General features: G+C 71.0%; 21 protein-coding genes. 10 read left to right on the top strand and 11 right to left on the bottom strand.

Annotated features, from left to right (window positions below; genetic code table 11):
- Positions 1-12: 12 nt before the first annotated feature.
- A complete protein-coding gene (locus C5E07_RS11740; protein ID WP_104240965.1) occupies positions 13-1,056 on the top strand; it encodes an LLM class flavin-dependent oxidoreductase in 1,044 nt (347 codons plus the stop codon).
- Positions 1,057-1,083: 27 nt separating this feature from the next.
- Here C5E07_RS11740 and C5E07_RS11735 read toward each other — a convergent pair whose 3' ends face one another.
- The 4 genes from C5E07_RS11735 to C5E07_RS11720 form a co-directional block, all read right to left on the bottom strand.
- Complete coding sequence (locus C5E07_RS11735; RefSeq protein WP_104299564.1) at positions 1,084-2,001, bottom strand: DUF1295 domain-containing protein; 918 nt, start codon at positions 1,999-2,001, stop codon at positions 1,084-1,086.
- Positions 2,002-2,061: 60 nt separating this feature from the next.
- Complete coding sequence (locus tag C5E07_RS11730; protein WP_104299563.1) at positions 2,062-3,927, bottom strand: long-chain fatty acid--CoA ligase; 1,866 nt, start codon at positions 3,925-3,927, stop codon at positions 2,062-2,064.
- A 140-nt stretch (positions 3,928-4,067) separates the two neighbouring features.
- A complete protein-coding gene (locus tag C5E07_RS11725) occupies positions 4,068-4,520 on the bottom strand; it encodes a DoxX family protein (protein WP_104299562.1) in 453 nt (150 codons plus the stop codon).
- A gap of 265 nt (positions 4,521-4,785) precedes the next feature.
- Complete coding sequence (locus C5E07_RS11720; RefSeq protein ID WP_104299561.1) at positions 4,786-5,439, bottom strand: pentapeptide repeat-containing protein; 654 nt, start codon at positions 5,437-5,439, stop codon at positions 4,786-4,788.
- Between the two features lie 223 nt (positions 5,440-5,662).
- Between C5E07_RS11720 and C5E07_RS11715 the strand changes: the two genes are divergently transcribed.
- Positions 5,663-6,133, top strand: a complete 471-nt coding sequence (locus C5E07_RS11715) for a hemerythrin domain-containing protein (protein ID WP_104240970.1) — start codon at positions 5,663-5,665, stop codon at positions 6,131-6,133.
- A 4-nt stretch (positions 6,134-6,137) separates the two neighbouring features.
- Here the strand turns inward: C5E07_RS11715 and C5E07_RS11710 are convergent, their stop codons facing one another.
- The 6 genes from C5E07_RS11710 to C5E07_RS11690 form a co-directional block, all read right to left on the bottom strand.
- Positions 6,138-8,015 (bottom strand): ABC transporter ATP-binding protein, encoded by a 1,878-nt coding sequence (locus C5E07_RS11710; RefSeq protein WP_104299560.1) that lies wholly within the window; start codon positions 8,013-8,015, stop codon positions 6,138-6,140.
- Positions 8,012-9,790 carry an ABC transporter ATP-binding protein gene (locus C5E07_RS11705; protein WP_181057968.1) on the bottom strand — a complete coding sequence of 593 codons (1,779 nt, stop codon included), beginning with the start codon at positions 9,788-9,790 and terminating at the stop codon, positions 8,012-8,014. The genes C5E07_RS11710 and C5E07_RS11705 overlap by 4 nt, the downstream gene beginning before the upstream one ends.
- A 183-nt stretch (positions 9,791-9,973) precedes the next feature.
- On the bottom strand, positions 9,974-11,353 hold the full coding sequence (locus tag C5E07_RS11700; RefSeq protein ID WP_181057966.1) for a glycosyltransferase family 2 protein: 1,380 nt from the start codon (positions 11,351-11,353) through the stop codon (positions 9,974-9,976).
- Positions 11,350-12,327, bottom strand: a complete 978-nt coding sequence (locus tag C5E07_RS19520; RefSeq protein ID WP_181057964.1) for a hypothetical protein — start codon at positions 12,325-12,327, stop codon at positions 11,350-11,352. Before C5E07_RS19520 ends, C5E07_RS11700 begins: the two co-directional genes overlap by 4 nt.
- Entirely contained in the window at positions 12,324-13,238 is a 915-nt protein-coding gene (locus C5E07_RS11695) for a WcbI family polysaccharide biosynthesis putative acetyltransferase (RefSeq protein ID WP_104299557.1), read from the bottom strand. The genes C5E07_RS19520 and C5E07_RS11695 overlap by 4 nt, the downstream gene beginning before the upstream one ends.
- 52 nt (positions 13,239-13,290) lie before the next feature.
- On the bottom strand, positions 13,291-14,304 hold the full coding sequence (locus C5E07_RS11690; RefSeq protein ID WP_104299556.1) for an epimerase: 1,014 nt from the start codon (positions 14,302-14,304) through the stop codon (positions 13,291-13,293).
- Between the two features lie 26 nt (positions 14,305-14,330).
- On the opposite strand from C5E07_RS11690, the gene C5E07_RS11685 reads away from it, so the two are divergent.
- From C5E07_RS11685 to C5E07_RS11670, 4 genes are all read left to right on the top strand, one after another.
- Positions 14,331-15,029, top strand: coding sequence for a TetR/AcrR family transcriptional regulator (locus C5E07_RS11685; protein WP_258063911.1), 699 nt, complete (start codon positions 14,331-14,333; stop codon positions 15,027-15,029).
- A 32-nt stretch (positions 15,030-15,061) separates the two neighbouring features.
- Positions 15,062-16,006, top strand: a complete 945-nt coding sequence (locus tag C5E07_RS11680; protein ID WP_181057962.1) for a DUF4166 domain-containing protein — start codon at positions 15,062-15,064, stop codon at positions 16,004-16,006.
- 102 nt (positions 16,007-16,108) lie between these two features.
- On the top strand, positions 16,109-17,470 hold the full coding sequence (locus C5E07_RS11675; RefSeq protein WP_104299553.1) for a glucose-6-phosphate dehydrogenase: 1,362 nt from the start codon (positions 16,109-16,111) through the stop codon (positions 17,468-17,470).
- A 253-nt stretch (positions 17,471-17,723) separates the two neighbouring features.
- Complete coding sequence (locus tag C5E07_RS11670) at positions 17,724-19,304, top strand: aldehyde dehydrogenase (NADP(+)) (RefSeq protein ID WP_104299552.1); 1,581 nt, start codon at positions 17,724-17,726, stop codon at positions 19,302-19,304.
- A gap of 252 nt (positions 19,305-19,556) precedes the next feature.
- Here the strand turns inward: C5E07_RS11670 and C5E07_RS11665 are convergent, their stop codons facing one another.
- A complete protein-coding gene (locus tag C5E07_RS11665) occupies positions 19,557-20,582 on the bottom strand; it encodes a 2-hydroxyacid dehydrogenase (RefSeq protein WP_104299551.1) in 1,026 nt (341 codons plus the stop codon).
- Positions 20,583-20,858: 276 nt separating this feature from the next.
- Between C5E07_RS11665 and C5E07_RS11660 the strand changes: the two genes are divergently transcribed.
- The 4 genes from C5E07_RS11660 (at position 20,859) to C5E07_RS11645 (ending at position 25,373) form a co-directional block, all read left to right on the top strand.
- Complete coding sequence (locus C5E07_RS11660) at positions 20,859-22,478, top strand: ABC transporter substrate-binding protein (protein WP_104240981.1); 1,620 nt, start codon at positions 20,859-20,861, stop codon at positions 22,476-22,478.
- A gap of 34 nt (positions 22,479-22,512) precedes the next feature.
- The gene (locus tag C5E07_RS11655) at positions 22,513-23,541 is read left to right on the top strand and encodes an ABC transporter permease (RefSeq protein WP_104240982.1); all 1,029 of its coding nucleotides are present in this window, start codon (positions 22,513-22,515) and stop codon (positions 23,539-23,541) included.
- Positions 23,534-24,574: an ABC transporter permease gene (locus C5E07_RS11650; RefSeq protein WP_104240983.1), complete on the top strand. Its 1,041-nt coding sequence runs from the start codon at positions 23,534-23,536 to the stop codon at positions 24,572-24,574. The genes C5E07_RS11655 and C5E07_RS11650 overlap by 8 nt, the downstream gene beginning before the upstream one ends.
- A 70-nt stretch (positions 24,575-24,644) precedes the next feature.
- Positions 24,645-25,373: a sulfite exporter TauE/SafE family protein gene (locus C5E07_RS11645; RefSeq protein ID WP_104240984.1), complete on the top strand. Its 729-nt coding sequence runs from the start codon at positions 24,645-24,647 to the stop codon at positions 25,371-25,373.
- Positions 25,374-25,732: the final 359 nt, after the last annotated feature.

The following is a 25,732-nucleotide window of genomic DNA, read 5'->3' as shown; positions in this document are numbered from 1 at the left end:
AAGGACACGACAATGCGTTTCTCTCTGTTCATCCACATGGAGCGCTGGGACGACTCCGTCAGCACCGAGCAGCTCTTCGCCGAGCTCGTCGAGCTCACGCTCCTGGCCGAGAAGGCCGGTTTCAGCACGGTGTGGATCGGCGAGCACCACTCGATGGAGTACACGATCTCCCCGAGCCCCATGCCGCAGCTCGCGTACCTCGCCGCGGTCACCACGAAGATCCGCCTCGGCGCAGGCACGATCATCGCCCCCTTCTGGAACCCGCTCCGGGTGGCCGGAGAGACGGCCCTGCTCGACGTCATCAGCGGCGGGCGCGCCGAGGTTGGACTGGCGCGCGGCGCGTACCAGTTCGAGTTCGACCGCCTCGCGGGCGGCATGCCAGGCAAGGAGGGCGGCAAGCACCTGCGCGAGCTGATCCCCGCCGTGCGCGAGCTCTGGCAGGGCGACTATGCCCACGACGGCGAGGTCTGGCAGTTCCCCGTCTCCACGAGCGTCCCGAAGCCCGTGCAGCAGCCGACTCCGCCGATGTGGGTCGCGGCCCGCGACCCCGACACGCACGACTTCGCGGTCGCCAACGGCTGCAACGTCATGGTGACGCCGCTCATGAAGGGCGACGAGGAGGTCGCCGACCTCGTGACCAAGTTCGAGACGGCGGTGTCGAACCATCCCGAGGTCGCACGCCCCGAGATCATGGTGCTGCGCCACACCTACGTGCACGAGGAGAGCGACCCAGACGGCTGGCGACCGGCCGCAGAGGGGGTCAACAAGTTCTACCGCACCTTCGATGCCTGGTTCGGCAACACGACCGACCCCGTCGACGGGTTCCTCGAGCCGAGCCCGGAGGCGAAGTTCTCGGAGCGGCCCGAGTTCACGCCCGAGTCACTGCACAAGACCGCCATGATCGGCACGCCGGACGAGGTCATCGCCCGCCTGCGCGAGTACGAGTCGCTCGGGGTCGACGAGTTCAGCTTCTGGAGCGACAACTCCCTCTCCCACGAGCAGAAGAAGCGCTCGCTCGAGCTGTTCATCGAGCACGTCGTACCCGCCTTCCAGTAGCTCGGGGCTCACGCGCCCCGGCCGAGGTCAGGGGCGCGTGAGCTTCAGCAGGAGCACGGGCGTCTTCGCCTTGTACTCCTCGTAGTCGGCGTCGCCGCCCCACTTCTTGTCGGCCTTGGCCTCGAGCAGCGGCACTCCGCTGACCTTCGAGAGCAGCAGCACGACGAAGACCGGCGAGATGAGCGCGATCCACTGCCAGTCGACCAGGACGGGGATGGCGACGATGGCGACGCCAACCCAGAGCAGGATCTCGCCGAAGTAGTTGGGGTGGCGCGAACGCGACCAGAGGCCCGTGCGGATGAACCGACCCTTGTTCGCCGGGTCGGCCTTGAACGCGTTCTTCTGCAGGTCGGCGACGACCTCGATGACGAACCCGGCCACCCAGATGACGATGCCGACGATGCCGAGCCAGCCGATGGGCTCGCGCTCCGCGGTGCCCCCGGCGATCGCGATCCACGCGGCGGCGGCCGTGAGGCTCACCCAGAGGCCCTGCATGATCCAGACCCGCAGGAACCGCAGCTTGTCGCCCTTGATGTCGTCGAAGCGATCGTCGGAGCCCGAGCGGTGGATGCGCGCGAAGAGGAACGAGCCGAGCCGCAGGGCCCACAGGATCACCATGGCTCCGAGGATCCAGGAGCGAGCATCCGGTGCCGGTGCCGCGATGAGCAGGCCGATGGTGACGACGATGAACGTCGCGCTTCCCGTGAGGTCGAAGAACCGCTCGGTCTTCGCCGCCGCCGAGGGCAGGTAGACGAGTACCTGGATGAGGAACGCGGCCGCGACGGCCCACGCGTAGAGCGGGAACCCGGCCAGCTCCGCCCCACCCTGGCTGCCGGCGAGCGCGACGAGCGCGCCGATCAGCACGGCGATGGCGATCGTGATGATCGTCGCCCGGTTCTTGCTTCCCGCGGTGCTCGTGCCGCCTGGGGTGATGTCGCTCGTCATGCTGCTGCCTCTCGAGGCGCTGTGCGCCAGGGGGAATGGGGTGATCAGGAAGAGTGGTGATCAGGAAGAGTAGAGGGCGTCGACGACGTCCGTGCTGCGCTGCAGCACCGCTGCGCGCTTGAGCTTGAGCGTCGGCGTCACGAAGGTCGGATCGTCGAGGTCCGTCGCGATGAGCGTGAAGCGTCGCACCTGCTCGCTGCGGGCGACGAGCTCGTTGGCGCGGTCGACGGCGCGCTGGACGTGCTCGCGCGCCTTCGCATCCACCACCGTCAGGAGCTCATGCTGCTCTGGCCTCGGGTGGGCGCTCGCTGCGACCTCGGCGGAGAACTCGGCGAGTGCCACTGGGTCGAGGATGATGAGCGCCGAGAGGTAGTTGCGTCCCTCGCCGATCATGACGGCGTGCGAGACGAGGGAATCCGACTCGACGGAGGACTCCCACCGCATGGGAACGATGGTCTTGCCGTTCGAGGTGACGATGACGTCCTTCAGGCGGCCCTCGAGGACAACCCGGCCCTGCTCGTCGAGGCGGCCGAGGTCGCCGGTGCGGAAGAAGCCGTCGACGAACGCGTCTTGGTTGTGCTCGGGGTTGCGGTAGCCGCTGAAGACGCCGATACCGCGGGCCAGGATCTCCCCGTCGTCGCTGATGCGGACCGTGGAGCCGGGCAGCGGCCGACCCACCGTTCCCGAGCGGATGTCGCTCGGGAGGTTGCCGGTCAGGGGCGCCGTCGTCTCGGTGAGGCCGTAGCCCTCGATGACGGGCACGCCGATGCCGCCGAAGAAGAGGGAGAGCTCGGCGTCGAGGGTGGCGCCTCCGGAGAGGATGTGGGTGACGCGGCCGCCCATGACCTGCCGCAGTCGGCGGTAGAAGACCGAGTCGAAGAGGCGGTGCCGGATGCGCAGGCCAAGAGGGGCGCGTGCGGCCGGAGCTCTCGTCTCGAGGAACTCACCCCACTGGACGGCGGTGCTCTGCGCCGACGCCCAGACCTTGGCGAGCCCGCTCGCGGCGGCCTTGGCACCGGCTGCAGCCTGGATCTTCTGCAGGACGCGGGGCACGACGACGAGGAACGTCGGCTTCAGCTGCCCGAGGGTGCCGACGACGGCGGTCGGGTCGGCGAGGTGGGCGATGCGCATGCCGCTCGCGAGGCAGATGAGCTGCAGTCCGCGGGCGAGCACGTGGGCGAGGGGCAGGAAGATGATGGTGTTGCCCGCGGGATGCACGACCTCGCCGTAGGCGGCTGCGATGTTGAGGACCTGGCCGAGGAAGTTCTCGTGCGTGAGCACGGCCCCCTTGGGCTCTCCCGTGGTGCCGGAGGTGTAGACGATCGTCGCGGGGGAGTCGGGGGTCGCGAGCAGGCGGCGCTCCTCGAGGGCCTCGTCGGCGACGCCGAGCCCGAGGGCGGCGAGGCGCTCGAGGTCTCGGTGCTCGCCGGGGCCGTCGGCCGCATCCATCGACCAGACGCCGAGCGCGTCGGATCCGCGCGCATCGAGCGGCGTCGTGAGCAGTCCCACGTGGTGGGCGCTGCCGCCGACCGCGAGCACCACCTTGGCGTCGTGGATGATGGCCGAGACCTGGGTGGGTGCCGAGGTCTCGTAGATCGGCACGACGACGCCGCCGGCGAACCACACCGCGAGGTCTGCGACGGCCCACTCGTAGCGGGTGGGCGCCATGATGGCGATCGCGTCGCCGGGGCGCACGCCGATGGCGAGCAGCCCCTTGGCGACGGCTCGCACGGTCTCCGTGAACTCGCTCGTCGATACGTTGCGCCACGGAGCACTCGGATCGGTGGGGTCACTCGGCACCTCGAATGCCGCGTGGTCCGGGGCGATCTCGGCACGTCGGGCGAGCAGATCGGTGACGTTGCGGTACCCGCCAGGGGCTCCGATGACGTCGGGGCCCACGAGGAGGGGAGTCGAGGATTCCAGCACTGCAGCCGCCTTTCGCGCGCCGGGCTGTCTCGCCCGTGTACGAAGGATTCGGAGCAGGGGAAGCCGGTGGATTGGACCGTATCGTGTCTTCGGCTTCGGGGGCTATCGACCCGCCAGATTTTTGCTAGCCAGGCTAGCTATTACGCCGTCTGGGCGACTGCGTGGCGCTCAGCGCTGGCGGTGCGAGCGCTGCGCGGTCGACGCAGGAGGGCGTCGACGGCCCACCGTCCGCCTCCCGTGAGGACAAGCGCGAAGCCGAGGAGTGCCAGGACGAGCACGAACTCGTAGCCGCCGTCCTGCGCGAAGAAGCCGGCCGTGAAGTGCACCGTGAACATGGCACCGAGTGAGACGAGCGCGAGCAGGGCTGCGGCGACGCGAGTGAAGAGGCCCGCGATGAGCAGTGCCCCCGCACTGATCTCCACGAAGGGGAGGGCGACGCCGGCCACGTCGGCGAGCGGGACGCCGAGACCCGCGAGCATCTCCTGGACCCCGCCGATTCCCGTGGTCGTGAGCTTCTGGACTCCGTGGAGCAGCATGGTCGCGCCGAGCGCGATACGGAGGATGAGCAGAGCGGCATTCGCTGAGGTTGACATGCGGTCGACGCTAGGAAGCGAGGCAAGCGGGAACCTGAGAAGCGCGGGGCGGGGGCGACGCCGAGCTGTCCGGGTGCGCCCCGGGTGTTCCAGCCCGTCCGCGAGGCGAGCTTCACCGACGCTTTTGCCAGGCCCGCGGGGGCGTGCCTGGTGGAAAACCGGGAGGGTGAACGGCTCTTCATCCCGAACCCGTCTGTATGACTTTGCTATGACTCAGAGCTCCCCAGCCCTGGCCGGGCGTGCCTGCCCGGCGTGGTCGCCGGGGTCAGCCGGCGAGCGGCTCGATCGTCGTGCCGCTCTCGATCGTCGTGCCGCTCTCGTTCGCTTTGCCGAACTTCGGTGCCTCGCCGACGAACGTGCATCCGCGGAACGTCGTGGCTGCGTTGAACTTGGCTCCGGTGAAGCTGCAGTCGATGAACCGCGTGTTCGTGAACTCGGCGCCGGAGAGCTCGGCGCCATCGAAGGCGCAGTTCGAGAAGACCGTGCCGGGGACGGCGCGGAGGCGTCGCAGCTTCGCGTCGCGGAACGTGCAGTCGGAGACCTCCGGCCCGATGGAGGCCTGCGGGATGCTCGCGCCCGTGAAGGCGCAGGCCCGCAGGGAGCCCTCGAGTCGGGTGTGCGCCGTCAGCTTGGCGCCGTCGAAGTGGCAGTGCGTGAGGGTGCTGTTGCTGATGCTGAGTCCGCCGACGAGTCCGCTGGCGTCGACGTTCGAGAGCTCCAGGTGCGCGATGGCGATGCCGAGACTGCCGGCCTGCAGCTCGCGGAGGTCCGTGGCTCCAGCGGACGCGTCGTGCCAGCTGGGGGTGAGCCGATGCGGGCCGGGCACGACGCTCGAGAGGCGCGAGAGCTGGGTGCGCAGCGACGAGAGCTCCGCGGAGGTCCAGCGTTCGCGGAGGGTCTTGCGTTCGGCGGCGCTCATGCCCTCGAGCGTAGCGGGCCAGGCTCATGGGGCTGAGCTGAGGGGATCGGGCAGACGTGGGGTAGGAGCCTCGGGCAGGCGCGGGTCGCCTTCGTCTTCGCTATCCTGTTCGCAGCGTCGCGTGCCGCTGGCAGTTCGTGTCAGGCATGGAGGCGCCGAATCGAAGGAGAACGGCGATGATGTCGTCACCCCCTTCGCCCTCGTGTGACTGAGGGCGAACCTGATGAGTGCGAACGAGAAAGCCAGGCTCATTGCCTGGAGCAGCGAGCTGAGGGACGTGCACGCGCGTCTGCGCGCCGCCCTGCGAGTCACCAGGGAAGCGGTCGAGAACGGTGATCCGGCAGAGCCGGCGGCGAGGGACCTGTTGCTGTACTGCCACGGTTTCTGCTCGGCGCTCGATGGGCACCATCGTGGCGAGGACCGCGAGCTGTTCCCGGCGATCGCGGCGGCGCATCCCGAGCTGCGCGACACGCTGCGGTACCTGCAGCAGGACCATTCGATGATCGCGCACCTCCTCTCGGGGCTGCAGTCGTCCGTGGACGCGGGTGCGTCGCCCCGTGTGCTCGACCGCCACCTCGAGGGCATCGCGGCGATCATGGAGTCGCACTTCCGCTACGAGGAGCGGCAGTTGCTCGAGGTGCTCGAGACGCTGGCGTTCGACGCCGATCCCTCTGCCGTGCTCGGGCCCCTGTAGTGCGTCAGTCGCGGTGCCTCTCGGTGTCGGTCGTGTCGCTGGGCTCGGTCCGCTGCCGCTGCTCGCGGGGCGCGCGGGATCGGTGCGACGACCAGGCGGCCCACAGCTCACGGTAGGGGCCCTCGGAATCGAGCAGCTCGTCGTGCGTTCCGTCCTCCACGATGCGGCCGTGCTCCATGACGAGCACCCGTTCGGCGCTGCTCGCCTGCGTCAGGTGGTGGGCGACGGTGACGACCGTCCGCCCCGCGAGGGCCCGCCGTGCCGCGGCCTCGAGGGCGCGTGCGTCGGTCGTGTCGGCGTCGGCCGTCGCCTCGTCGAGGATGACGATGGGGGCGCGGGTCACGAGCGCACGAGCGAGGGCGAGACGGTGCGCATCCGTGGCCGTGAGCTCGGCGTTGCCCTCGCCGATGAGCGTCTCGAGGCCGTCGGCGAACGTGTGCCGCCATCGTGGCCCCGCGACCGATTCGAGGGCTTCGTGCAGCTCCGCGTCACTTGCGTTCTCGCGCGCCATGAGGAGGTTGTGGCGGAGGGTCCCCGAGAAGACGTGCACGTCCTGGCTCACCATCACGACCCGTCGCGCCCGCTCGTTCTCCTCCATGAGCGCCGGGTCGAGACCGGCGACGTCGACGCGCCCTTCGCGCACGTCGAGGAGCCCCATCAGCACGCGCGCGAGGGTGCTCTTGCCTGCGCCGGACGAGCCGACGATCGCGACGCGCTGGCCTGCCGGGATGCGCAGCTCGTCGATCCAGAGGACCGCCGGGCGGCCAGGGTATGTGGCGACGACGCCGCGCAGCTCCACGTCGGGGGTGGCTGGCTCCCCGGCGACGGCGGCCGCGATCGCGGCGCCTGCCGCGGAGGCGGGTGCGGAGAGCCCGGCCGGTGCCGGAGCGAGCTGGATGACGCCCGCGACGCGGGCGAGCGAGGCGCCCGCCGACTGCAGGTCGTCGACGAGCATGAGCAGCGCGATGAAGGGCCCGAAGAGGGCTTGGAAGAGCAGCGCCGCGGTCGTGACCTCGCCGATCGTCGCCGAACCGCTGAAGGCGAGCCAGGCGCCGACGAGGAGGACCGATGCCAGGCCGACGGCCTCGGCCATGTTCATGCGGAACCCGAAGCGGCTCTGCACGATGCGGGTGCGCAGCGACCAGCGCAGCACGTTCCAGGAGCGCGTGCGGATGCGCTCGGTGATGGCCTTGCCCCACCCGAAGGCGTGCACGGTGGGGAGGGCCTGGATGGCGGAGACCATCTCGCGGGAGCGCGCCGCGACGGCGACCCGCTCGGCGGCGTAGAGGCGTGGCGCCTTCCGCAGGTAGCGCCACAAGGCGAAGGCGTGCACGGGCACGACGGTGAGCATGGCGAGCAGGAACAGGGGGTTGAGGACGGCGAGGCCGATGCCCGTCGCGATGACCGCGAGGCCCGCCGAGACGACGGCAGGCACGGCGCCCGTGGTCACCTCGCCGACGGTGTCGACGTCGTCGGTGGCCCGGGAGACGAGCTCGCCGTCGGCGATCTCGTCGACGAGGACGGGCGGCAGGGAGAGCGCGGCGGAGACGAAGTCCTCGCGGAGGCGGGCGAGCGCCGTCTCCAGGACCGCGGCGAGCGCCATCGAGCCGAGGGCGCCGAGGGCCGCGCTGCCCGCGATCCCGGCGATGAGCAGGAGCGCGACGTCGAGGAGGCTGTGGTCGACGCCCGTGACGGCGTCGACGAGACGCCCCAGCCCCGTGGGCACGAGCAGCGCTGCGCCCGCGGCGGCCCCGAGCAGGGCGATCGAGAGCACGAGCATCCACGGGCGAAGGGTGAGCAGATGCCAGGCGAGCCTGGCTGCGCGCTTGCCGCTCGCGGTCGGCAGCGTCGCGGGCTTGGCCGACGAGTGCACGCCCGTCATGCGACCGCCTCCGCGTAGCGGGGGTCCGTCGACATCAGCTCGTCGTGGGTTCCCTCTGCCGCGATGCTGCCGTCGCGGAGCACGAGCACGCGGTCGGCCCTGACGAGGAGCTGCGGGTTGGAGCAGACCACGACGGTCGCGCGCTGGGCCGTGGCCGTGCGCATCCGCTCGCCGATGTGCTGCTCGGTGACGGCGTCGATGGATCCGGTCGGCTCGTGCAGCACGAGGACGGGGGCCGGGGCGGCGAGGGCCCTGGCGAGGGCGAGCCGCTGGCGCTGGCCGCCGGAGAGGGTGCGCCCCGCACCGCCGAGTGGGGTGCGGATGCCGTTCGGCAGCTGCTCGAGCACGTCCTCGAAGGCGGCGGCCGCGAGCGCGTCGTCGGGCGATCGTCGCGCGCCGGCGACCCCGGTCACGCCGACGACGTTCGCCGCGACGGTGCCCGGAACGGTGTGGGCGGCGTGGGGCGCCGCGGTCACGAGCTCGTGGAGGCGTTCGGCGTCGACTTCCGCGAGCGGGAGCCCGTCGACCGTGATGGTGCCGAGGGGCGGGTGGATGCGCCCGCCGAGCAGTCCGACGAGCTCGGCGGCGTCGTGGGCGTCGGCGACGACGCCGATGATCTCGCCCCGCTCGACCGTGAAGCTCACCTCGCGGAGGTGCGCGCCGGTGAGGCCGGAGACCGCGAGTGCCGGGGTCAGGCCCACACGGACCGGGCGCGCTGCGGTCGGGCGCTCGCGGGCCGACGCGCCGCCCGAGGTCTCCGCACTCGGGTCGACGGCTGGTCCGTCGCCTTCGCGCGGCTCCCGCGCGTAGGGGGCCTGGAGCAGGGAGAGCACGCGCTTCGCGGAGGCGCCGGCTCGCGCCCACACGGCGCCCACGTTGACGGCGAGCGCTTCCATGGGGCCCATGACGACCTGGACGACGCCGACGACGGTGATGAGCTGCCCGACCGTGATGCTGCCCTGGGCGGCGAGGGCCGCGGCGATGAGGCCGATCGCGACGACGAAGATCCCCGTCGCGGTGCTCGAGACGCCCACGAACCACGCCTCGGCTCGCCTCGTCGCGATCGCCGCGACGCGCGCCCGCTGGCTCGCCTCCGCATAGCTGCGGGCGGCCCGGCCCGTCGCCCCGAGCGCTGTGAGGGTGCGGAACCCCGCGATGGCGTTGGCGGCGAGCGACGCGGAGTCGGCGGTGAGCCGCTGCTGGTCTTCGGCCCGCGCGCGCAGGTGCCTGCCGAAGCGGTCGAGCAGCAGGAGGAAGAGGGGGCCGCCGACGATCACGGCGACCCCGAGCGGCCAGGCGATGCTGATGAGCACCACGCCGGCGGCGATGACGGCGGCGAGCTCGGCGACGGGGTGCACGAAGAGGAGACCCCCGAACGCGACCCGCTGCACGTCGGAACCGCCGACGCCGAGCAGCTCACCCGTGGGCCGCTGCCGGTCGCCGAACCCTCGGGGGTCGAGGCTCCGCTCGCTCACCCGCATCCGCAGCTCGTGGTGTGCTCGCTGGATGCCGTTCACGAGGAAGTAGACGCCGGTCCGGTACGACCAGGCCAGCAGCACGAAGACGGCGACGAGCACCGCGACCCACACCGCGAGCTGGGGTACGTCCCGGTCGACGATGCCTCGGTCGATGACGAGGCCCACCACGACCGGCACCGCCACCTCGCAGAGCTGGTGCGACACGAAGAGGGCCGTCGCCGGGGCGAGCCAGCGCTTGACACTCATCGCGGTCTGCACGATGAGGCGCCTCGGCCCGGTCGTCTGCGCTGCTGCCACGCGGTGGCCTCCTGCTTGGTGCGGTCGACGTGCTTCGGATGTGCGGGAACTGAGCCGCGAGACGCCTCGGGTTAGGGCGACCTTGCTATTTTTCCCTAGTTTCGAGAATTCCGCGCCCATGTCGCTCGTGTGCGGCATTCACGTGCGCGGCGTTCACCGGTGCGGCATCCACGTGCGGGGCGTTCAGTCGAGGGAGAGCCATCCGCCGAGATGGGCGGCGACGCTGACGTCGCCGGGCAGGGCCCGGACCGTGGCGTCGGGCCGCTGCTCGGTGCGCCACGCGGCGGCCGCACCCCAGCGCTCGGTGCGACGGAGCGCGCGCTCCGACCTCACGACGACGTGCTCGCCGAGGCGGACCGCCCCGAGGTCGGAGATGCCGACCTCGGACACGGCGCGCTGCAGGGTACTCGCCTCGGGTCGACCGAAGCGCACGGCGGCGTCGATGTCGATGCGGACTCGCCCGCGAGGGAGGGCGCGCGAGGCTGGGACCACCCTCGTGTCCGAACCGAAGACCCGGTGGTGCTCGTCCGGGACGACGACGCTCGCGTGGGGGAGGTGCTCGAGGAGGCTGTCCACGCAGACGAAGGCGGCACCTGCGCTCGGCGCAGCGGCCAGTACGGCGATGACGTCGGGGGCCGCCGTGCGGAGTGCGCGGGGTCGAGAGCCGTCGACGCCGATCTTCCGCGAGAGCAGCAGGGTCTCGTCGTTCTTGTGCACCTGGCTATCTGCGTCGGCGGCGGTCCTTCCCGCCCAGTCCGGGCCGTCGTGCCACGCCACGGCGGCCGGCTCATAGGCGAGCACCGCCCCGGCGAGCCAGGCTCGGTGGGTCCACTCCCAGTCTTCGCCGCCGTAGCCGAGGAAGTCCTCGTCGAAGCCACCCGTCTGGTCGAAGAACCAGCGGGTGCAGGAGAAGACGGCGCCGATGACGAACCGGTAGGAGCGGTCGTCGGCATCGAGCAGCCTGCGCGAATCACGGTAGGCGTCGGCGAGCCAGGCGGGTTCCTCGAGTTCGTGCTCGGGCCCGGCGACCTCGACCGCAGCGTCTGTGTCGATGCCGGCGAAGTCCGCGTGCTTGCGGTGCCCCGCGACGACAGCCTCCGGGAGGAGGGACGGCAGCGCCGCCATCCGCGACACGTACTCGGGCTCCGGTGCGGTGTCGGCGTCGAGGAAGCACAGCACGTCGCCCGTCGCGGCGCGCGCGCCGAGGTTCCTCGCGGCACCGGCCCGGAAGCCGAGGTCTTCTTGGACGAGGAGGCGCACCTCCGGTGGCACACGTGGCGCCGCTCGCGACCCGTCATCGACGACGATGACCTCGAGCAGCTCGGTCGGATGCGTCTGCCGCGCGAGGGCCGCGAGGGTGCGGTCGAGCTCCGCCTGCTGCTCGAAGTGCACGACGATGACCGAGACGCTTCGCGGTTCGGGGTCCCCGGCACGTGCATCAGCGCCAGTGCCAGTGCCACCGCAACCGTCATTGCTGGAGCCAGCGTCAGCGAGGGCGAGGTCCCAGCGGTTGCCGGGCACCGGGCGGCCGAACGGGGGCAGCTCGGATGCGCTTGCGCTCACAGCGCCGCCCACCAGGTGAGGTAGGCGCGGGCGATCTCCTCGATGCTCGGCGAGGTCGACGTGGTCTCGTCGAGCCACGTCGACTCGGGCTCGCGGAGCGCACCTCGCAGCGCCTCGGCGAGCTGGCCATCCCGCACGAGCAGCATGGTCTTCGGGCGGATGGTGTCCATCTCGCGGAAGTAGTCGGAGTCGACCGTGAGCGGCCTGCGGCCTGCGGACAGCCAGTCGGTGAGGGAGCCGGAGGCCGACACGTGCTGGTGCGCGATGATCGGCACGGCGACGGCCCGGCTGCGCGCGAGGCGATCCTCGGGGGAGAGGAACCCGGTGCTCGTGAACTCGACGCCCAGCTCGGCCGCGTACCTGCCGAGGTCGACGAGCTCCTGCTCGTGCCCGGCGGACGCGCATCCGAGGGCCACGACGCGCGGACGATCGGAGGCCGGGATGGTGGCGACGGCCTCGACGACCTCGAGGTGCCCCTTGCCCGGGTAGTAGAAGCCGAGCACGGCGATCTCGTCGCTCGGCTGCCAGTCGACGGGGCGGGGCTGCGGTGGCTGCGCCGGGAGCGGCACGACGTGCACCTCCACGCGGCGGCCGAGGGCGAGCTCGAGGAGTCGCTGCTCGTGGGCGCTGTTGCAGACGGTGCCGGCCGCGGCCGCCACGACCCTGCGGTAGCAGTCGGTGCGACGGGGGAAGCCGCGTTCACCGTCGGAGGGCTGTGGGACGTCGTGGAGGGTGACGCTCACTGGTCCGCGCGCGGCGAGGCGCTCGAACCGCTCGGCGGCGCGTTCGGGGGTGCTGCCCCAGAGGCGGTCGGTGAAGTGGACGTGCGCGAGCTGCGAGGAGTCGAGCCCGTGCGCACTGCGGTACGTGACGGCGGAGTCGAGCTTCGCGACGGCTGTCGCGACGGCGCGCGCGTATTGGTCGACGCCGTGGGTCTCGTCGTCGCGGTGCAGGAGCAGGGGCGTGGTGCTCACGCGGCCCTCAGCGCTTCCAACGTCGCCCCGTGCCTGGCGAGCCCCGCCGCGACGGCATCCGGGTGCTCCCGGTACCAGGCGAGGTGGGCATCGCGGATGCGGTCGGCTGGGATGGCCTTGCCTTCGACGGTCCACGACTCGGTCGCGACGTCCTCGAGCCCCCACGCGTCGATGACGGACTGCTCGCGGGGTGCGTGGATGGAGTTCAGGATCTCGCGGTCGAGGGTGATGGCAACCTCCGGGAGGCCGAGGCGATCGCGCACGCGGCTCGCGGTCTCGAGCCAGATGGGGTTGCCGGGGTGGTTGATCGTGCGCGCCTGCGCGAACGTGGGGTGCCGGAAGAGGTCTGAGACCGTCACGGTGCCGTGGTGCTCCTCGCGGGTGCGGAGCTGGGCGATCGACTCGGCGGCGACGGCCGCGACCGCGTTCCGCGAAGCGGACACGGGGAGCGCATCCACCCCCGCCGCCTCGGCCAGGATGCGGAGGTCGTGGTACGGCACGAGGGGTGGCACCAGCGAGGTGTCGGACGGTGGGCGGATGATCGCCTGGAAGGGGTAGAGGCCAGCGAACCGGATGACGGGGAACAGGGCCACGCGCGCGTCGCTCGGCAGCTGTGCTGCGAGCTGCCGCGTGCCGACGGGCAGCCCGCGGTAGTCGTCGCGCACGGGCTGGGAGACGAGGAAGCTCGCGCGGCCGAGCCAGGCCTCGAGGTACGGGAGGTCGGTGGCCTCGAGCTCGTGCACCGGCGGAGTGCGCACGAAGCGGACGTCGTCGCCGAGCGCGAGACGGAGCGATTCTGCCTGGCAGTTGCCGATGGCGAGCCCCACGGGGCGGTCGTCCTCGGAAACGGGGCCGTTCTCGGGTGCGAAGAACTCCGCGAGGTGCGCGAGGCGTGCGGTGGCGTGCGTCATCGAGGGGAGCGTTCTCCGAACCTGCCGAGGTGGGTGGGGGTGGGGGTGCCGCTCAGCCTAGCTCCCGGGCGACCTGCCGCAGCGTGGGGTTGAGTTCGGGGTGCACAAAGTGGTAGCCGGCCTCCGTGAGGCGCTCCGGCAGCACCCACCGGCTCTTCAGGATGAGCTCGGGCTCGGTGCGCAGCACGGCCATCGCGGGCTCGAGCATCCACCGCCAGGACGGCATGCCGAAGGGGGCCCGCACGGCGCGGCGGATGCCGGCCATGAGAGTGCGGTTGTCGCTCGGGTTCGGGCTGGACACGTTCACGACGCCGTCGAGCTCCGCTCGGTCGAGGAGGAAGCGGACGGCCCCCACGACATCGTCGACATGCACCCAGCTGAACTTCTGGCGGCCTCTCGTGCGGTACTGCGGGGCGCGTCCGTCGCCGCTCGGCGCGCTGCCGATGCCCCGGTAGCGACGGTGGTTCGGCGCCCAGCCGTCGATGTTGGGCCCGCCGAGGCCGATGCGGGCAAGCGTGAAGAGCTTGCTCGCGGCGGGGCCGTCGCCGAGCACGATCGCCATGCGGAGCGCGACCCGACGAGTGCCGGGCAGCTCGCCCTCGAAGAACGCGTGCTCCCAGCTGCGGGCGACGTCGACGGAGAAGCCCTGCCCCAGCTCGCCCGTCGACTCCGTGTTCGGCCGGTCGGTGGCATGGCGGTAGATGGTGGCCGTCGACGCGTTGAACCAGACGCGCGGAGGGGCGGTCGCGGTCTCGACGGCGGACCGCAGTGCGCTCGTCGTCTCGACCCGCGAGCGCAGGATCTCGTTCCTGTTGGCATCGGTGTAGCGGCAGTTCACGGACTTGCCGGCGAGGTTGATGAGCACCTCGGCGCCGTCGATGGCCCGCTGGATCGCCGCGGGATCGCCCCAGCGCACCGACTCGTGTCTGCCGATGCGCGTGATCTCCCAGCCGTCGCGCTCGAAATCGGCGGCGAGGGCTCGGCCCACGAACCCGCTTGCCCCGGCGATGACGACGCGGCGTCGGCTGGTGGCGGGGGACTGCGCGGCGTGGTTCTTCGGTTCCATGTGGCCGAGTGTAGTACTTTCTGAACATGTTCAGTTCTAAGGGCGGCGAGATGATCGAACCGGGAGCGACACCCACGAAGCGCGAGCGGACCCGCGCCCTCATTCGCGACATCGCACTCCGGTCCTTCCGCGAGCGCGGCTACGACGCCACGACGGTGCGGCGCATCGCCGACGAGGCCGGGGTGTCGGTCGGCACCACCAACTACCACTTCGCCACCAAGAACCACCTCGTGCAGGAGCTGTACCTCGACGTCCAGCTCGGCCACGCCGCCGCAGCAGAACCACAGCTGGACGGTGTGCGCGACCTCGTGGATCGCCTCGCCGTCGTCTACCGCACCGGACTCGAGCAGCTCGAGCCCTACCATTCGCACGCCCCGGAGTTCCTTGCGGCCTCGGTGTCGCCGCGCTCGCCCATCAACCCGCTCTCCGAGGAATCGGCGCCGGCGCTCGCGGTGATCCGGGGGCTCTTCGAGAGCGCCGTCGAGGGGGCGAAGTCGCCGCTTCCCGACGAGTTCAGGGCTGGCCTGCCGCAGGCGCTCGTGCTGAGCCACCTGCTGCTCGCGCTGCTCTGGGTCTACGACTCCTCGCCCGGGCGCGAGCGCACGAGCCGCATCCTGGACCGCGCGCTCAACCTGCTGCGGATGACGCTGCCGCTCACGCGGATCCCCGTCGTGCGGGCCCCGCTGCGCGAGCTCCTCGCGCTGGCCTCCGACGTGAGGGCCTGATGGCCGGGGGAGAGGGTGCGGCGGAGCGTGGGATGAAGTGCGGGCTGGACCGCGAGATGGACCGCGCTGGCGTACCCGAGCCCGAGCCCGAGCCCGAGCCTGGCGTCGGGGCCGGCGTCGGGCTTGGCGTCGAGCCGCGGGCCGTGGGGTCGCTGTCCGTCTCCGAGGCGGTGCTCGGTGACGACTTCGCGCGCCTCGACGCCCAGCTTCAGCGCTACTTCGGGCCGATCCCGGCCGGGCATGAGGGCCGCGGGCGAGGTGTCTACGCCTGGGCCGGTTCCCGCTACCGGCTGCTGCGCCCGGTGCTTGCCTGGCTCGCGTGGCGTCACGTCCTTTTCCCCGAGCGCGGCCGCGACGTGCCGTTCACCGTCGTCAACCGGCCGGATGGGCCCGGGGCGCTCTCCGCGCGACGGGAGTTCGAGTTTCCCCACGTGACCCGCGTGATGGAGGACACCATGAGCGTCATCCGCAGCCCGGGAGCGCGGCCGCGCCTCGTCGACCGGCTCGGCAGGCGTCGCGGGCTCGAGGTCGAGCTCGAGCTGTCCGTCGAAGACGGCGGCCTGCGGATGCGATCGACGAGGCTCGCGCTCAGGCTCCGCATGCCGCACCTGCCGACGCGCGGCGTGCGCGGGGTGCGCCGGGTTCACGGGGTGCGCGGAGTGCCCGGGGCGGACGCCGCGTCACCCATCCGGCACCTGCGCATCCCGCTGCCGCGCATCGTGACCATGACGCTCGACGAGCGCGCGCATCCGGACGGCGACGGGCGCCAGTGCGTCGACGTGCGCCTGCGGGCGCCGCTGCTCGGGGACGTGTTCCGCTACCTCGGCGAGTTCGAGTACGGCATCGTGCCGGTGCTCGCCCCGGGGGCGGTGCGGCTGCCGGTGTCGGTCTCAGCCCCGGAGCCAGAGCCGTTGCCGAAACCGGAGCAGCCGTCGAGGTCGGGCGACTCCGGAGGATTCCCGGGCACGAGCGCGTAGTCTCGCGCCGGAACGAGCCCCACAGGGACCGGCATCCCGAGACCAGCATCCCGAGACCAGCATCCCGAGACCAGCATCCCGAGACCAGCATTGCGAGGCCGCATGGACACGAGCACCGAGACGCCCGAGATTCCGGAGATCGCCATCGGCGGCCCGGTCAGACGCACGATCGCCATCCTCGGCGCGGGCGGCGACCTGACGGAGCGCCTGCTGCTGCCCGGCATCGCGAAGGTCGTCGACGCGAGCCCGGAGGTCGAGGTGCACCTCATCGGGGCTGCCCGCACGCCGCAGTCCCGCGACGAGTGGCGGGGCGTCGTCCGCCGCAGCCTCGAGGCCGCCAGCGTGTCCGCCGCGACCATCGATGGGCTCGTGGCGAGGTCCGAGTTCGTGGCGACCGACGCATCGTCGCCCGAGGAGCTGCGGGAGCTGCTCGATGCGTGCCCGACCGCGCCGCTGCTCTACATCGCCCTGCCGCCCGCCATGGGCAAGAAGGTCGCTGCGGCGCTTGCCGAGCTCGAGCTGCCGGGGGAGCTGCGGATCGCGATCGAGAAGCCCTTCGGAGAGAGCGAGGCCGATGCACGAGAACTCAACGAGGCCCTCGCCAAGGTCGTGCCCGACGAGCGACTGTGGCGCATCGACCACTTCCTGGGCACGCCGGCCGCCGTCGAGCTGATGCGCTCACGCGAGGTCGTCGACGCGAGCGGCGTCCCCCTCGTCGAGGCGAGCGAGGGCGGCCCCCTCGGGCGGGTCGAGATCGTCTTCGAGGAGGAGCTCGGCATCGAGGGACGCGGTGCCTTCTACGACGAGACCGGAGCGCTGCGCGACATGCTGCAGAGCCACCTCATGCTCATGCTCGCGCTCACGGCCATGGAGCGGCCGGGCGACCAGGAGAGCGCGCGCGATGCGGCGCACGACGGCGAGCCGGCCGGCACGCTCGACGACGCCATGATCGACGTGCTCCGCAACGTGAGCGTGTGGGACGACGAGCCGGTCTCTGCACGCCGGGCGCGCTACACGGCGGGTGAGGTCGGCGGCAAGCAGCTCCCGGCGTACGTCGACGAAGAGGACGTGGAACCCGAGCGCGGCACCGAGACGCTCGCGGAGATCACGCTGCGGGTCGAGACGCCGAGGTGGCTGGGCATCCCGTTCCTCCTGCGCTCCGGGAAGGCCATCGGGGCTGCGAGGCAGGAGATCGTCCTGACGCCCGCCGATCCGGGAGCGGAGCCGACGCGCATCCCGCTCGACGCCCCCGCCGACGACAACAGCGCTGACCCCTACGCGAGGGTGATAGCGGGCATGCTCGGTGGCAGCACGCTGCTCTCCGTGCGTGGGGATGTCGCCGAGGAGCTCTGGCGCATCGTGGGTCCCGTGCTCGACGCGTGGGACCGGGACGCGGGCGACCTGGGGGAGTACGAGGCCGGCTCGGCGGGGGAAGTCGGGAACGAGGACGAGGGCGGCCGCTGAGCGGTTCACGCCCGAACCCGCCCCGCGCCAGGAAAGGACCTGCCCCGTGAGAGGAGGGAAGCACGTGCTGCGTGCATGTCGAATCGGCATCGGGTCATGCAGATTCTGAAGCGCCACTGTCGGTGGTCGGCCATAGCCTCGAAGGAGGACTCACCACAGCGCGAGGCTCACTCCAACGCATGAGGCTCACTCCAACGCACGGGCCTCGCTCCAACGCGCGAGGCTCGCTCCAACGCACGAAGAAAGGCACGCAATGACGCTGGCACCACATTCGCTCATCGCCGGAAGCAGCGAACTCGGGGGCGGCGACGAGCTCGTTGCTCGTCGCGCCGCGGACGGGGCGGTGCTCGCGCCGACCTTCCGCAGCAACACGAGCGAGGAGCTCGAGGCCGCCGTTCAGGCGGCGCACGAGGCGTTCGACGAGTACCGCTCGACGTCACCGGCTGATCGGGCGGCCTTCCTGGAGCGGATCGCGGCGGAGATCGAGGCCGACAAGGACGAGATCATCGCCCGCGCCCACGAGGAGACCGGGCTCCCGGTCGCGCGGCTGACCGGCGAGGTCGGGCGCACGACCGGGCAGCTGCGCCTCTTCGCCAAGGTCGTGGCCGAGGGCAGCTGGCATGGCGCCCGCGTCGACGAGGCGCTGCCGGACAGGGCGCCCCTCCCACGCGCCGACATCCGCCAGCGGAAGATCCCGCTCGGCCCCGTCGCCGTCTTCGGCGCGAGCAACTTCCCGCTCGCGTTCTCGACGGCGGGCGGCGACACGGCCTCCGCGCTCGCGTCGGGCAGTCCCGTCGTGGTGAAGGCGCACAGCGGCCACCTGGGCACGGCGGCGCTCGTCGGCCACGCGATCGCGCGCGCCGTCGAGGCCTCCGGCCTGCCGAGCGGCGTCTTCTCGCAGCTGTACGGCTCCGGGCGGGTCATCGGGCAGGGCCTCGTGGCCGACCCGCGCATCAAGGCGGTGGGCTTCACCGGCTCACGTTCCGGCGGGCTCGCCCTCGTGCGCGTCGCCCAGCAGCGAGCGGAGCCGATTCCGGTCTACGCCGAGATGAGCAGCGTCAACCCCGTGTTCGTCCTGTCGGCGGCGCTCGCCGCCGACCCAGCGAAGGTCGCAGCCGACTACGTCGGCTCGCTCACGCTGGGCTCCGGCCAGTTCTGCACCAACCCCGGGGTCGTCCTCGTGCCGAGCGGTGAGTCAGGAGACGCCTTCCTCGCCGAGGTGGGCACTCGCATCGCCGCGGCGAACGGCCAGACCATGCTCACGTCCGGCATCGGCGACGCCTACCGCGAAGGGGTCGCCGAACGCGAGGCCTCCGGTGCGACGGTCGTCGCGCGTGGGCAGGCCGACACTGCGGCGAACGCCCCGGCGCCGATCGTGTTCAGCGATGCCGTCGAGGCCTTCGGCGAAGCGCTCGAGGGCGAGATCTTCGGCGCCGCCGGGCTTGTCCTTCGCTACGACGGCACCGAGCAGCTGCGCGAGTTCGCGGAGCAGCTCGAGGGGCAGCTGACGGCAACGGTCCTCGCGGCCGACGCTGACGCCGACGAGGCCCGAGCCCTCCTGCCCGTGCTCGAGCGCAAGGTCGGGCGCATCCTCTTCAACGGTTGGCCCACCGGCGTCGAGGTCGGCTACTCCATGGTGCACGGCGGGCCGTACCCGGCGACGTCGGATGCGCGCTCGACGTCGGTCGGGGCGCTTGCCATCGAACGGTTCCTGCGCCCCGTCGCCTACCAGGACGTGCCGGACGCTCTCCTGCCCGAGGCGCTGCGCGACGCCAATGAGTGGGGCGTTCCTCGCATGGTCGAGGGGCGCATTCAGCTGCCCGCCAAGTACTGAATCACCGCCAGTCGTGCTGAGTCGCCGCTGGTGGCGCTGAGTCGACACCGGTGGCGCTGAGTCGACACCGGGGCTGGGTGTCGCCACCGGTAGTCCGACGGCGCCACCGGTTCCGCCCCCGTCGAAAGCCCGTGACACGAGGAAGACCTCACCCGAACCGGGGTGAGGTCTTCCTCGTGTGGTCAGGTGCGCTGAGCAGTCAACCGGCGCGCTCAGCGCTGCACTGGCCTGCTCAGAGCTTCACTGGGGTGCTCAGAGCTTCACGGGGGTGAGCAGGGTGCCGTTCTCGAGCCAGGATGCGAGGTTGTCGAGGACGAGCTGCCGCATGTCCGCTCGGGTCTCGACGGTCCCGCTGCCGAGGTGGGGGAGCAGGATGACGTTGTCGAGGTCGAGGAGCTCCTCTGGCACGTTCGGCTCGTCCGCGAACACGTCGAGGCCGGCTCCGCGGATCGTGCCGGCCGTCAGGGCGGCCACGAGCGCGTCCTCGTCGACGACGGAGCCACGGGAGATGTTCACGAGCGCCCCGTCCGGGCCGAGCGCCTCGAGGACCTCTGCGGAGATGAGCTTCTGCGAGTCCGGCCCTCCCGCCGCGGCCACGACCAAGGCGTCGCTGCGGCGTGCGAGCTCGACGAGCGAGTCGACGTACGGGAACGGGGAGCCCGGGATCTCGCGGCGGTTGTGGTAGCTGATGCGGCAGTCGAAGCCCTGCAGACGCTGCGCGATGGCGGAGCCGATCCGCCCGAGGCCGACGATGCCGACTCTGGTTCCCGTGAATCTGGTCGTGAGCGGGAAGTTGCCCGAGGCCCAGGAGCCGGCTCGCACGTAGCGGTCGGAGGCGCTGATGCCCCGGTACACGTCGAGCAGGAGCGAGAGGGCGGTGTCGGCGACGCAGTCGTTCAGGACGTCGGGGGTGTTGCTGAGCGCGATGCCGCGCTCGCGGGCTGCGACGGTGTCGGTCGTGTCGTAGCCGACCCCGAAGTTCACGATCGCCTCGAGGGCGGGGAGGCGGTCCATGAGCGCTGCGGACACGCCGAAGCGTCCGCCCGTGACGACGACGCGCACCTGCGTGAGCTCCTGCTCGCGCTCCGGTGTCAGCTCGTCGGCGACGGCCGAGATGCGTGGAGCGTCGAACTCGGCGATGAGCTCCTTCTCCAGCTGCGGCATGAGCGGTCCGACGCGCAGCACGGTGGCCGCAGTGCCGGGCGAGGGGGGCACGGGCGTGGTGTCGGGCGGGCCGTTGGGTGCGGTGGCTGGGGTCGACGCGAGAGGGGTTTCCATGTCTGGATCGTAGGACGCACGACCGATGCTGGTCCAAGATGCACTTTGCATAGATTGATTCACTCGGAGCATTGATGTGTGTGTTGCCAGTAATCGCAAGGGAACGCGGGTCGCTAGTGTTGAGTCCGGCCCCGCGCCTCCCGCCGTCCCCCGCGGCTCCCTCGCTCAGCTCTGTTGACGCCGCCGAATCTGCGGACACAAGCTGAAGGCGTCTCAACGAGGAGAACCACTGACTCAGGGCAAGGCTCTCGAGTTCACAACACCGGAGGAACAACGATGTCTTCTTCACACGAACCGTCCCCGACCATCGGGCGATCCCCAGCTCACCGCCCGTCACGCGCACGCCGTCCCATCGCATCCGTCACCAAGGCCGTCGCCGTCGGGGCCGCCGCGCTGCTCCTCACGAGCTGCGCCGTCGCCAACTCGGACGGCGCCGCGGGCGGCACTGGCGGCGGAGCGGCCGGTGCGCTCCGGGTCGTCCTCCAGCAGGAGCCGCCGACGCTCGAGCCCTGCGAGGCGAACCTCACCTCGACGGGCGTCGTCGTGCGCTCGAACATCACGGAGCCGCTCATCGAGCGCAACCCCACGACGGGCGACCTCGACCCGCTGCTCGCGACCGAATGGGAGCAGACGAGCGACACCGAGTGGACCTTCACGCTGCGTGACGACGTCACCTTCCAGGACGGCACGCCCTTTGACGCCGAGGCTGCGGCCTTCTCGATCGACCGCGCCGTGAACAGCGACCTCGGCTGCAACGTCGAGGGCTACGTCTTCGGCGAGACCGACCTCGAGGTGAACGCGGTCGACGCGACGACGCTCACCGTCACGACGCCCGAGGCCGACCCCATCCTCCCCCTGAAGCTGTCCTTCATCGAGATCGTCCCGACCACGACGAGCACCACCGACAAGGTGCGTGAGCCCATCGGCACCGGCCCGTACCAGATCGGGCAGTGGGACGTGGGAACGAAGCTCACGCTGAACGCCTACGACGGCTACTGGGGCGACGCCCCCGCCTACCCGCAGGTCGACTACCAGTGGCGCGGCGAGGGCACGGTCCGTGCCGCCATGATCACGGGCGGCGAGGCCGACATCGCGATGGGCCTCAGCCCGGATGACGGCATCGGCGAGAACGGCGTCAGCTACCCGAACAACGAGACGATCGCGCTCCGCTTCTCGGGCGACATCGCGCCGCTGGATGACATCCGCGTCCGTCAGGCGATCAACTTCGCCGTCGACAAGGAGGGCATCATTTCCTCCCTCTACCCGAACGGCGACGTCGTCGCCTCGCAGCTGATCCCCGAGGGCGTCGTCGGACACAACGACTCGCTCGAGCCGTGGGCGTTCGACCTCGACAAGGCGAAGGCGCTTGTTGCCGAGGCCAAGGCCGACGGCGTGCCCGTGGACACGAAGATCACCCTCGTGACGCGGACGGCGCAATTCCCGAAGGTCAACGAGCTCTCGCAGGTCCTGCAGGAGCAGCTCACCCAGGCGGGCCTGAACGTCGAGCTCCGCATGGTCGACACGACGCAGCACCTGCAGTACCAGCTGCGCCCGTTCGTCACGAACGAGGGCCCCATCGCGCTGCTCGTGCAGCACGGCAACCAGGCCGGTGACGCCCAGTTCACGGTCGACCAGTACATGAGCTCCACGGGAGCCCAGTCGACGTTCGGCACCCCCGAGTTCGACCAGAAGCTCGACGCTGCGGCGAAGACCTCCGGCGACGAGCGACAGACGGCGTACGAGCAGATCTTCGCCGACCAGAACGAGGAGATCGTGCAGTTCGCGCACATCGCGCACCAGACGGGCCTGCTCGGCATCGCGTCTGGCATCACCTACGAGCCGAACTCGGCGAGCGGCGACGAGCTGCGCATCGCCGAGGTGAAGCCAGCGGCCTGACGGCCGCCCGCCACCCCGGAGAAAGCAGCCGCTCATGTGGACCTATCTCAGAACCAGAATCGTCTCCAGCCTGCTGCCGCTCGTGGCCGTCGTCCTCGGCGTGTTCATCCTGGCTCGCCTCACCGGAAACCCGGCGAGCCTGTACCTGCCGCTCAACGCGACGGAGCAGATGAAAGAGGACTTCGCGGTCCGCAACGGGCTCGACCAGCCGCTGTGGATGCAGATCGTCAACTACTTCTCCGGGGTGCTGCGCTTCGACTTCGGCGAGTCCCTCCGAACGGGAGAGCCCGCAGCAGCCATGGTGCTGCGGGCCTTCCCGGCCACGCTGCAGCTGGCCGGCGTCACGATGCTCCTCACCGTGGTCCTCGCCGTCATCATCGGCAGCTGGGCGGCGCTCAAGCCCAACGGCGTCGCCGACCGCATCGCGAGCTTCTTCTCGATGGCCGCCGCCAGCGTTCCGGACTTCTGGCTGGCCATCATGGGCATCTGGATCTTCGCGATCACGCTCGGCTGGCTGCCCACCTCGGGCGTCGACAGCGGCGGGCTCTCCTGGATCCTCCCCATAGCGACGCTCATGCTGAGGCCCGTCGGGGTGCTCACGCAGATCGTCCGCGGCTCCATGGTGAGCGTGCTCGGGCAGCCGTTCATCAAGGTGGCCCGCAGCAAGGGCGCAGGCCAACTCCGGGTCGTGTTCAAGCACGCGCTGCGCAACGCGGCGGCCCCAGCTCTGACGGTGGCGGGTGACCTCACGGTCGGCCTCATCAACGGCGCGGTCGTCGTCGAGACGATCTTCGGCTGGCCCGGCATCGGGAAGCTCATGATCGACTCGATCCTCCAACGCGACTTCGCCGTGCTGCAGGCCGCCGTGCTCATCACTGCCCTGTCGATCTTCATCCTCAACATCCTCATCGACCTCGGCTACGCGCTCCTCGACCCGCGGGTCAGGCCCGCCGCGAAGCAGTCGCGCATCCGCCCGACGAACAAGGACGACAAGCGGGATGCGGCCGGAGCTGCCGCTCGCACCTCCGGCAGCAACGCAGAGAAGGGCAAGGCGCATGTCTGACCCCCAGAACCCACCGATCTCGGGCGGCCCGAGCACGGGAGCCGCTCCGCAGCAGCCCCCCGCGACGACCAACGTGCTCCTGCAGAAGGAGAAGCGCGAGCGGAACGTCGCCGAGCGGCCCTCCATGTTCACGCTGCTGCTCAAGGACAAGGTCGCGACGGTCGCGGCCGCCGTCCTCGCCGTCGTGGCCGTCGTGGCGGTCTTCGGCCCGCTCATGGTGGGCGAGCTCGCGTCGAAGCAGGACCTCACGGCGATCAACCTGGCCCCGTTCAGCCTCGACAACGGCTGGGCGTTCATCCTCGGCAGCGACTCGCTCGGCCGCAGCATGCTGGCGCGCCTCGTCATCGCGACGGGGACGACGCTCGGCGTCGCGGTGCCCGCCGTGCTCGTGGCGCTCATCATCGGCTCCATCTGGGGTGTCTGGGCCGGCTACTTCCGGGGCTGGCGCGAGTCGGTGTCGATGCGCATCGCCGACATCATCATGAGCTTCCCGTCGCTGCTGCTCGCCGTCGTCATCCTGTACGTCTTCAACCCGAGCCTCGCGAACATCGTGGCGGTGCTCGCGCTGACCCGCATCCCGATCTACCTGCGTACCGCGCGGGCCGAGGCCGCTGAACTGCGCTCGCGCATGTTCGTGGATGCGGCGACCAACTTCGGGACCAAGCCGCGGAGCATCATCTTCCGCCACATCGTGCCGAACGTCGTGCCGACCCTCGTCACGCTCGCGACGCTCGAGTTCTGCTACGTCATGCTCGCGGAGTCGTCGCTGAGCTTCCTCGGCATCGGCGTGCAATCGCCAGACGTCAGCTGGGGCCTCATGGTGGCGCAGGGACGCCAGTACCTGCAGCAGGCGTGGTGGCTCTCGGTGCTTCCCGGCCTCGCGATCGTCATCACGGCCGTCGCCGCGAACGTGCTGGCCTCCTGGCTGCGCATCGCGACCGACCCGAACCAGAAGTGGCGCCTCATGCAGAAGGCCACCAAGGTGAAGCTCCGCCCGGCGCTCCCCACGCGCGAGCCCGCCGGCGAGGTGTGAACCTCATCCAGGATCTGCAGTCTGAGCCTGCGGTTGGCGCCGCAGTCACCCACTCGGCCGGAGTCGCACGATGACTCCGGCCGAGTGGGTTGCGCTCGTCGTCATCTTCCTCGCCGCGTCCTGTCTACAGGCCGGCATCGGATTCGGCATGGGGATGCTCGCGGCCCCGTTCATCGCGCTCATCGACCCGGCCCTCCTGCCGGCGACCGTCATCATCATGTCGATCCTCCTCACCTCTATCGTGACGGTCGCCGAGAAGGACTCGCTCGACCTACGGGGCGCGGGCTGGGCCCTCGTCGGCCGCGTTCCCGGCAGCGTCGCGGGGGCGCTGCTCGTCACGGTCATGGCACCCGCCGTGCTCTCGTGGGTGGTGGTCGCGACCGTCGTCACCGGAGTCGTGTTCTCGCTGCGCGGGTGGGCCCCGAAGGTCACCAGGTGGTCGCAGATCGTGGCGGGTGCCGCATCCGGCGTCATGGGCACCACCACCTCCATCGGCGGGGCGCCCATGGCCATCATCTGGCAGGGCTCGGACTCGGCTCGTCTGCGCGGCACGCTGTCGGCGTTCCTGCTCGTCGGGTCGATCATCTCGTTCGGCCTGCTGCTCGCCTTCGGCGCGGTCGCCCCGCAGACGTGGCTCGTCGTCGTGTGGATGATCCCCGTCGTGCTGCTCGGCTTCGTCGCGAGCAGGTTCATCACCCCGCATCTCGACAAGACGCGCACGAAGCGGCTCGCGCTCGGCGCGTCCCTCCTCGGCTGCGTGCTCCTCGTGGCGACGCAGCTCGTGCAGTTGCTCGCCTGAGCGCTCGCACTCGCGCCTGTGCCGGTGTCTGCTCCCTTGCAGCGCAGACCTGGGGTTCGCGCATCCCGCCGGGCAGCCGTTGACGTCGAACCCCCCCCCAGGTCTGGAGTGGTGCCGGGCATGCTGTGCAGACTCTGGGGTTGCGCACCTGCTGGGCCGGGCGTGGGTGCTGAAGTCCCAGGTCTGTGGGGGCGCGGGGGCGTGCTGTGCAGACCTGGGGGTTGCGCACGTGTTGGGCCGGGCGTGGGTGCTGAAGTCCCAGGTTTGTGGGGGCGCGGGGGCGCGCCGTGCAGACCGTGGGGTTGCGCACGCGTCGGGCCGGGCGCGCTATGCAGACCTGGGGGTTGCGCACGTGTTGG

The organism is Pseudoclavibacter sp. RFBJ3 (genome assembly GCF_002931375.1).
Lineage (GTDB): Bacteria > Actinomycetota > Actinomycetes > Actinomycetales > Microbacteriaceae > Pseudoclavibacter.
Note: the sequence above shows the minus strand (reverse complement) of the source record. Positions and strands in the feature narration are given on the sequence as shown.

Excerpts from the sequence above, each read along its gene's own strand:
- C5E07_RS11740 (WP_104240965.1), top strand. The coding sequence starts at position 13 with ATGCGTTTCTCTCTGTTCATCCACATGGAGCGCTGGGACGACTCCGTC.
- C5E07_RS11735 (WP_104299564.1), bottom strand. The coding sequence starts at position 2,001 with ATGACGAGCGACATCACCCCAGGCGGCACGAGCACCGCGGGAAGCAAG.
- C5E07_RS11725 (WP_104299562.1), bottom strand. The coding sequence starts at position 4,520 with ATGTCAACCTCAGCGAATGCCGCTCTGCTCATCCTCCGTATCGCGCTC.
- C5E07_RS11720 (WP_104299561.1), bottom strand. The coding sequence starts at position 5,439 with ATGAGCGCCGCCGAACGCAAGACCCTCCGCGAACGCTGGACCTCCGCG.
- C5E07_RS11715 (WP_104240970.1), top strand. The coding sequence starts at position 5,663 with ATGAGTGCGAACGAGAAAGCCAGGCTCATTGCCTGGAGCAGCGAGCTG.
- C5E07_RS11710 (WP_104299560.1), bottom strand. The coding sequence starts at position 8,015 with ATGACGGGCGTGCACTCGTCGGCCAAGCCCGCGACGCTGCCGACCGCG.
- C5E07_RS11695 (WP_104299557.1), bottom strand. The coding sequence starts at position 13,238 with ATGACGCACGCCACCGCACGCCTCGCGCACCTCGCGGAGTTCTTCGCA.
- C5E07_RS11690 (WP_104299556.1), bottom strand. The coding sequence starts at position 14,304 with ATGGAACCGAAGAACCACGCCGCGCAGTCCCCCGCCACCAGCCGACGC.
- C5E07_RS11685 (WP_258063911.1), top strand. The coding sequence starts at position 14,331 with ATGTTCAGTTCTAAGGGCGGCGAGATGATCGAACCGGGAGCGACACCC.
- C5E07_RS11680 (WP_181057962.1), top strand. The coding sequence starts at position 15,062 with ATGAAGTGCGGGCTGGACCGCGAGATGGACCGCGCTGGCGTACCCGAG.
- C5E07_RS11675 (WP_104299553.1), top strand. The coding sequence starts at position 16,109 with ATGGACACGAGCACCGAGACGCCCGAGATTCCGGAGATCGCCATCGGC.
- C5E07_RS11670 (WP_104299552.1), top strand. The coding sequence starts at position 17,724 with ATGACGCTGGCACCACATTCGCTCATCGCCGGAAGCAGCGAACTCGGG.
- C5E07_RS11665 (WP_104299551.1), bottom strand. The coding sequence starts at position 20,582 with ATGGAAACCCCTCTCGCGTCGACCCCAGCCACCGCACCCAACGGCCCG.
- C5E07_RS11660 (WP_104240981.1), top strand. The coding sequence starts at position 20,859 with ATGTCTTCTTCACACGAACCGTCCCCGACCATCGGGCGATCCCCAGCT.
- C5E07_RS11655 (WP_104240982.1), top strand. The coding sequence starts at position 22,513 with ATGTGGACCTATCTCAGAACCAGAATCGTCTCCAGCCTGCTGCCGCTC.
- C5E07_RS11650 (WP_104240983.1), top strand. The coding sequence starts at position 23,534 with ATGTCTGACCCCCAGAACCCACCGATCTCGGGCGGCCCGAGCACGGGA.
- C5E07_RS11645 (WP_104240984.1), top strand. The coding sequence starts at position 24,645 with ATGACTCCGGCCGAGTGGGTTGCGCTCGTCGTCATCTTCCTCGCCGCG.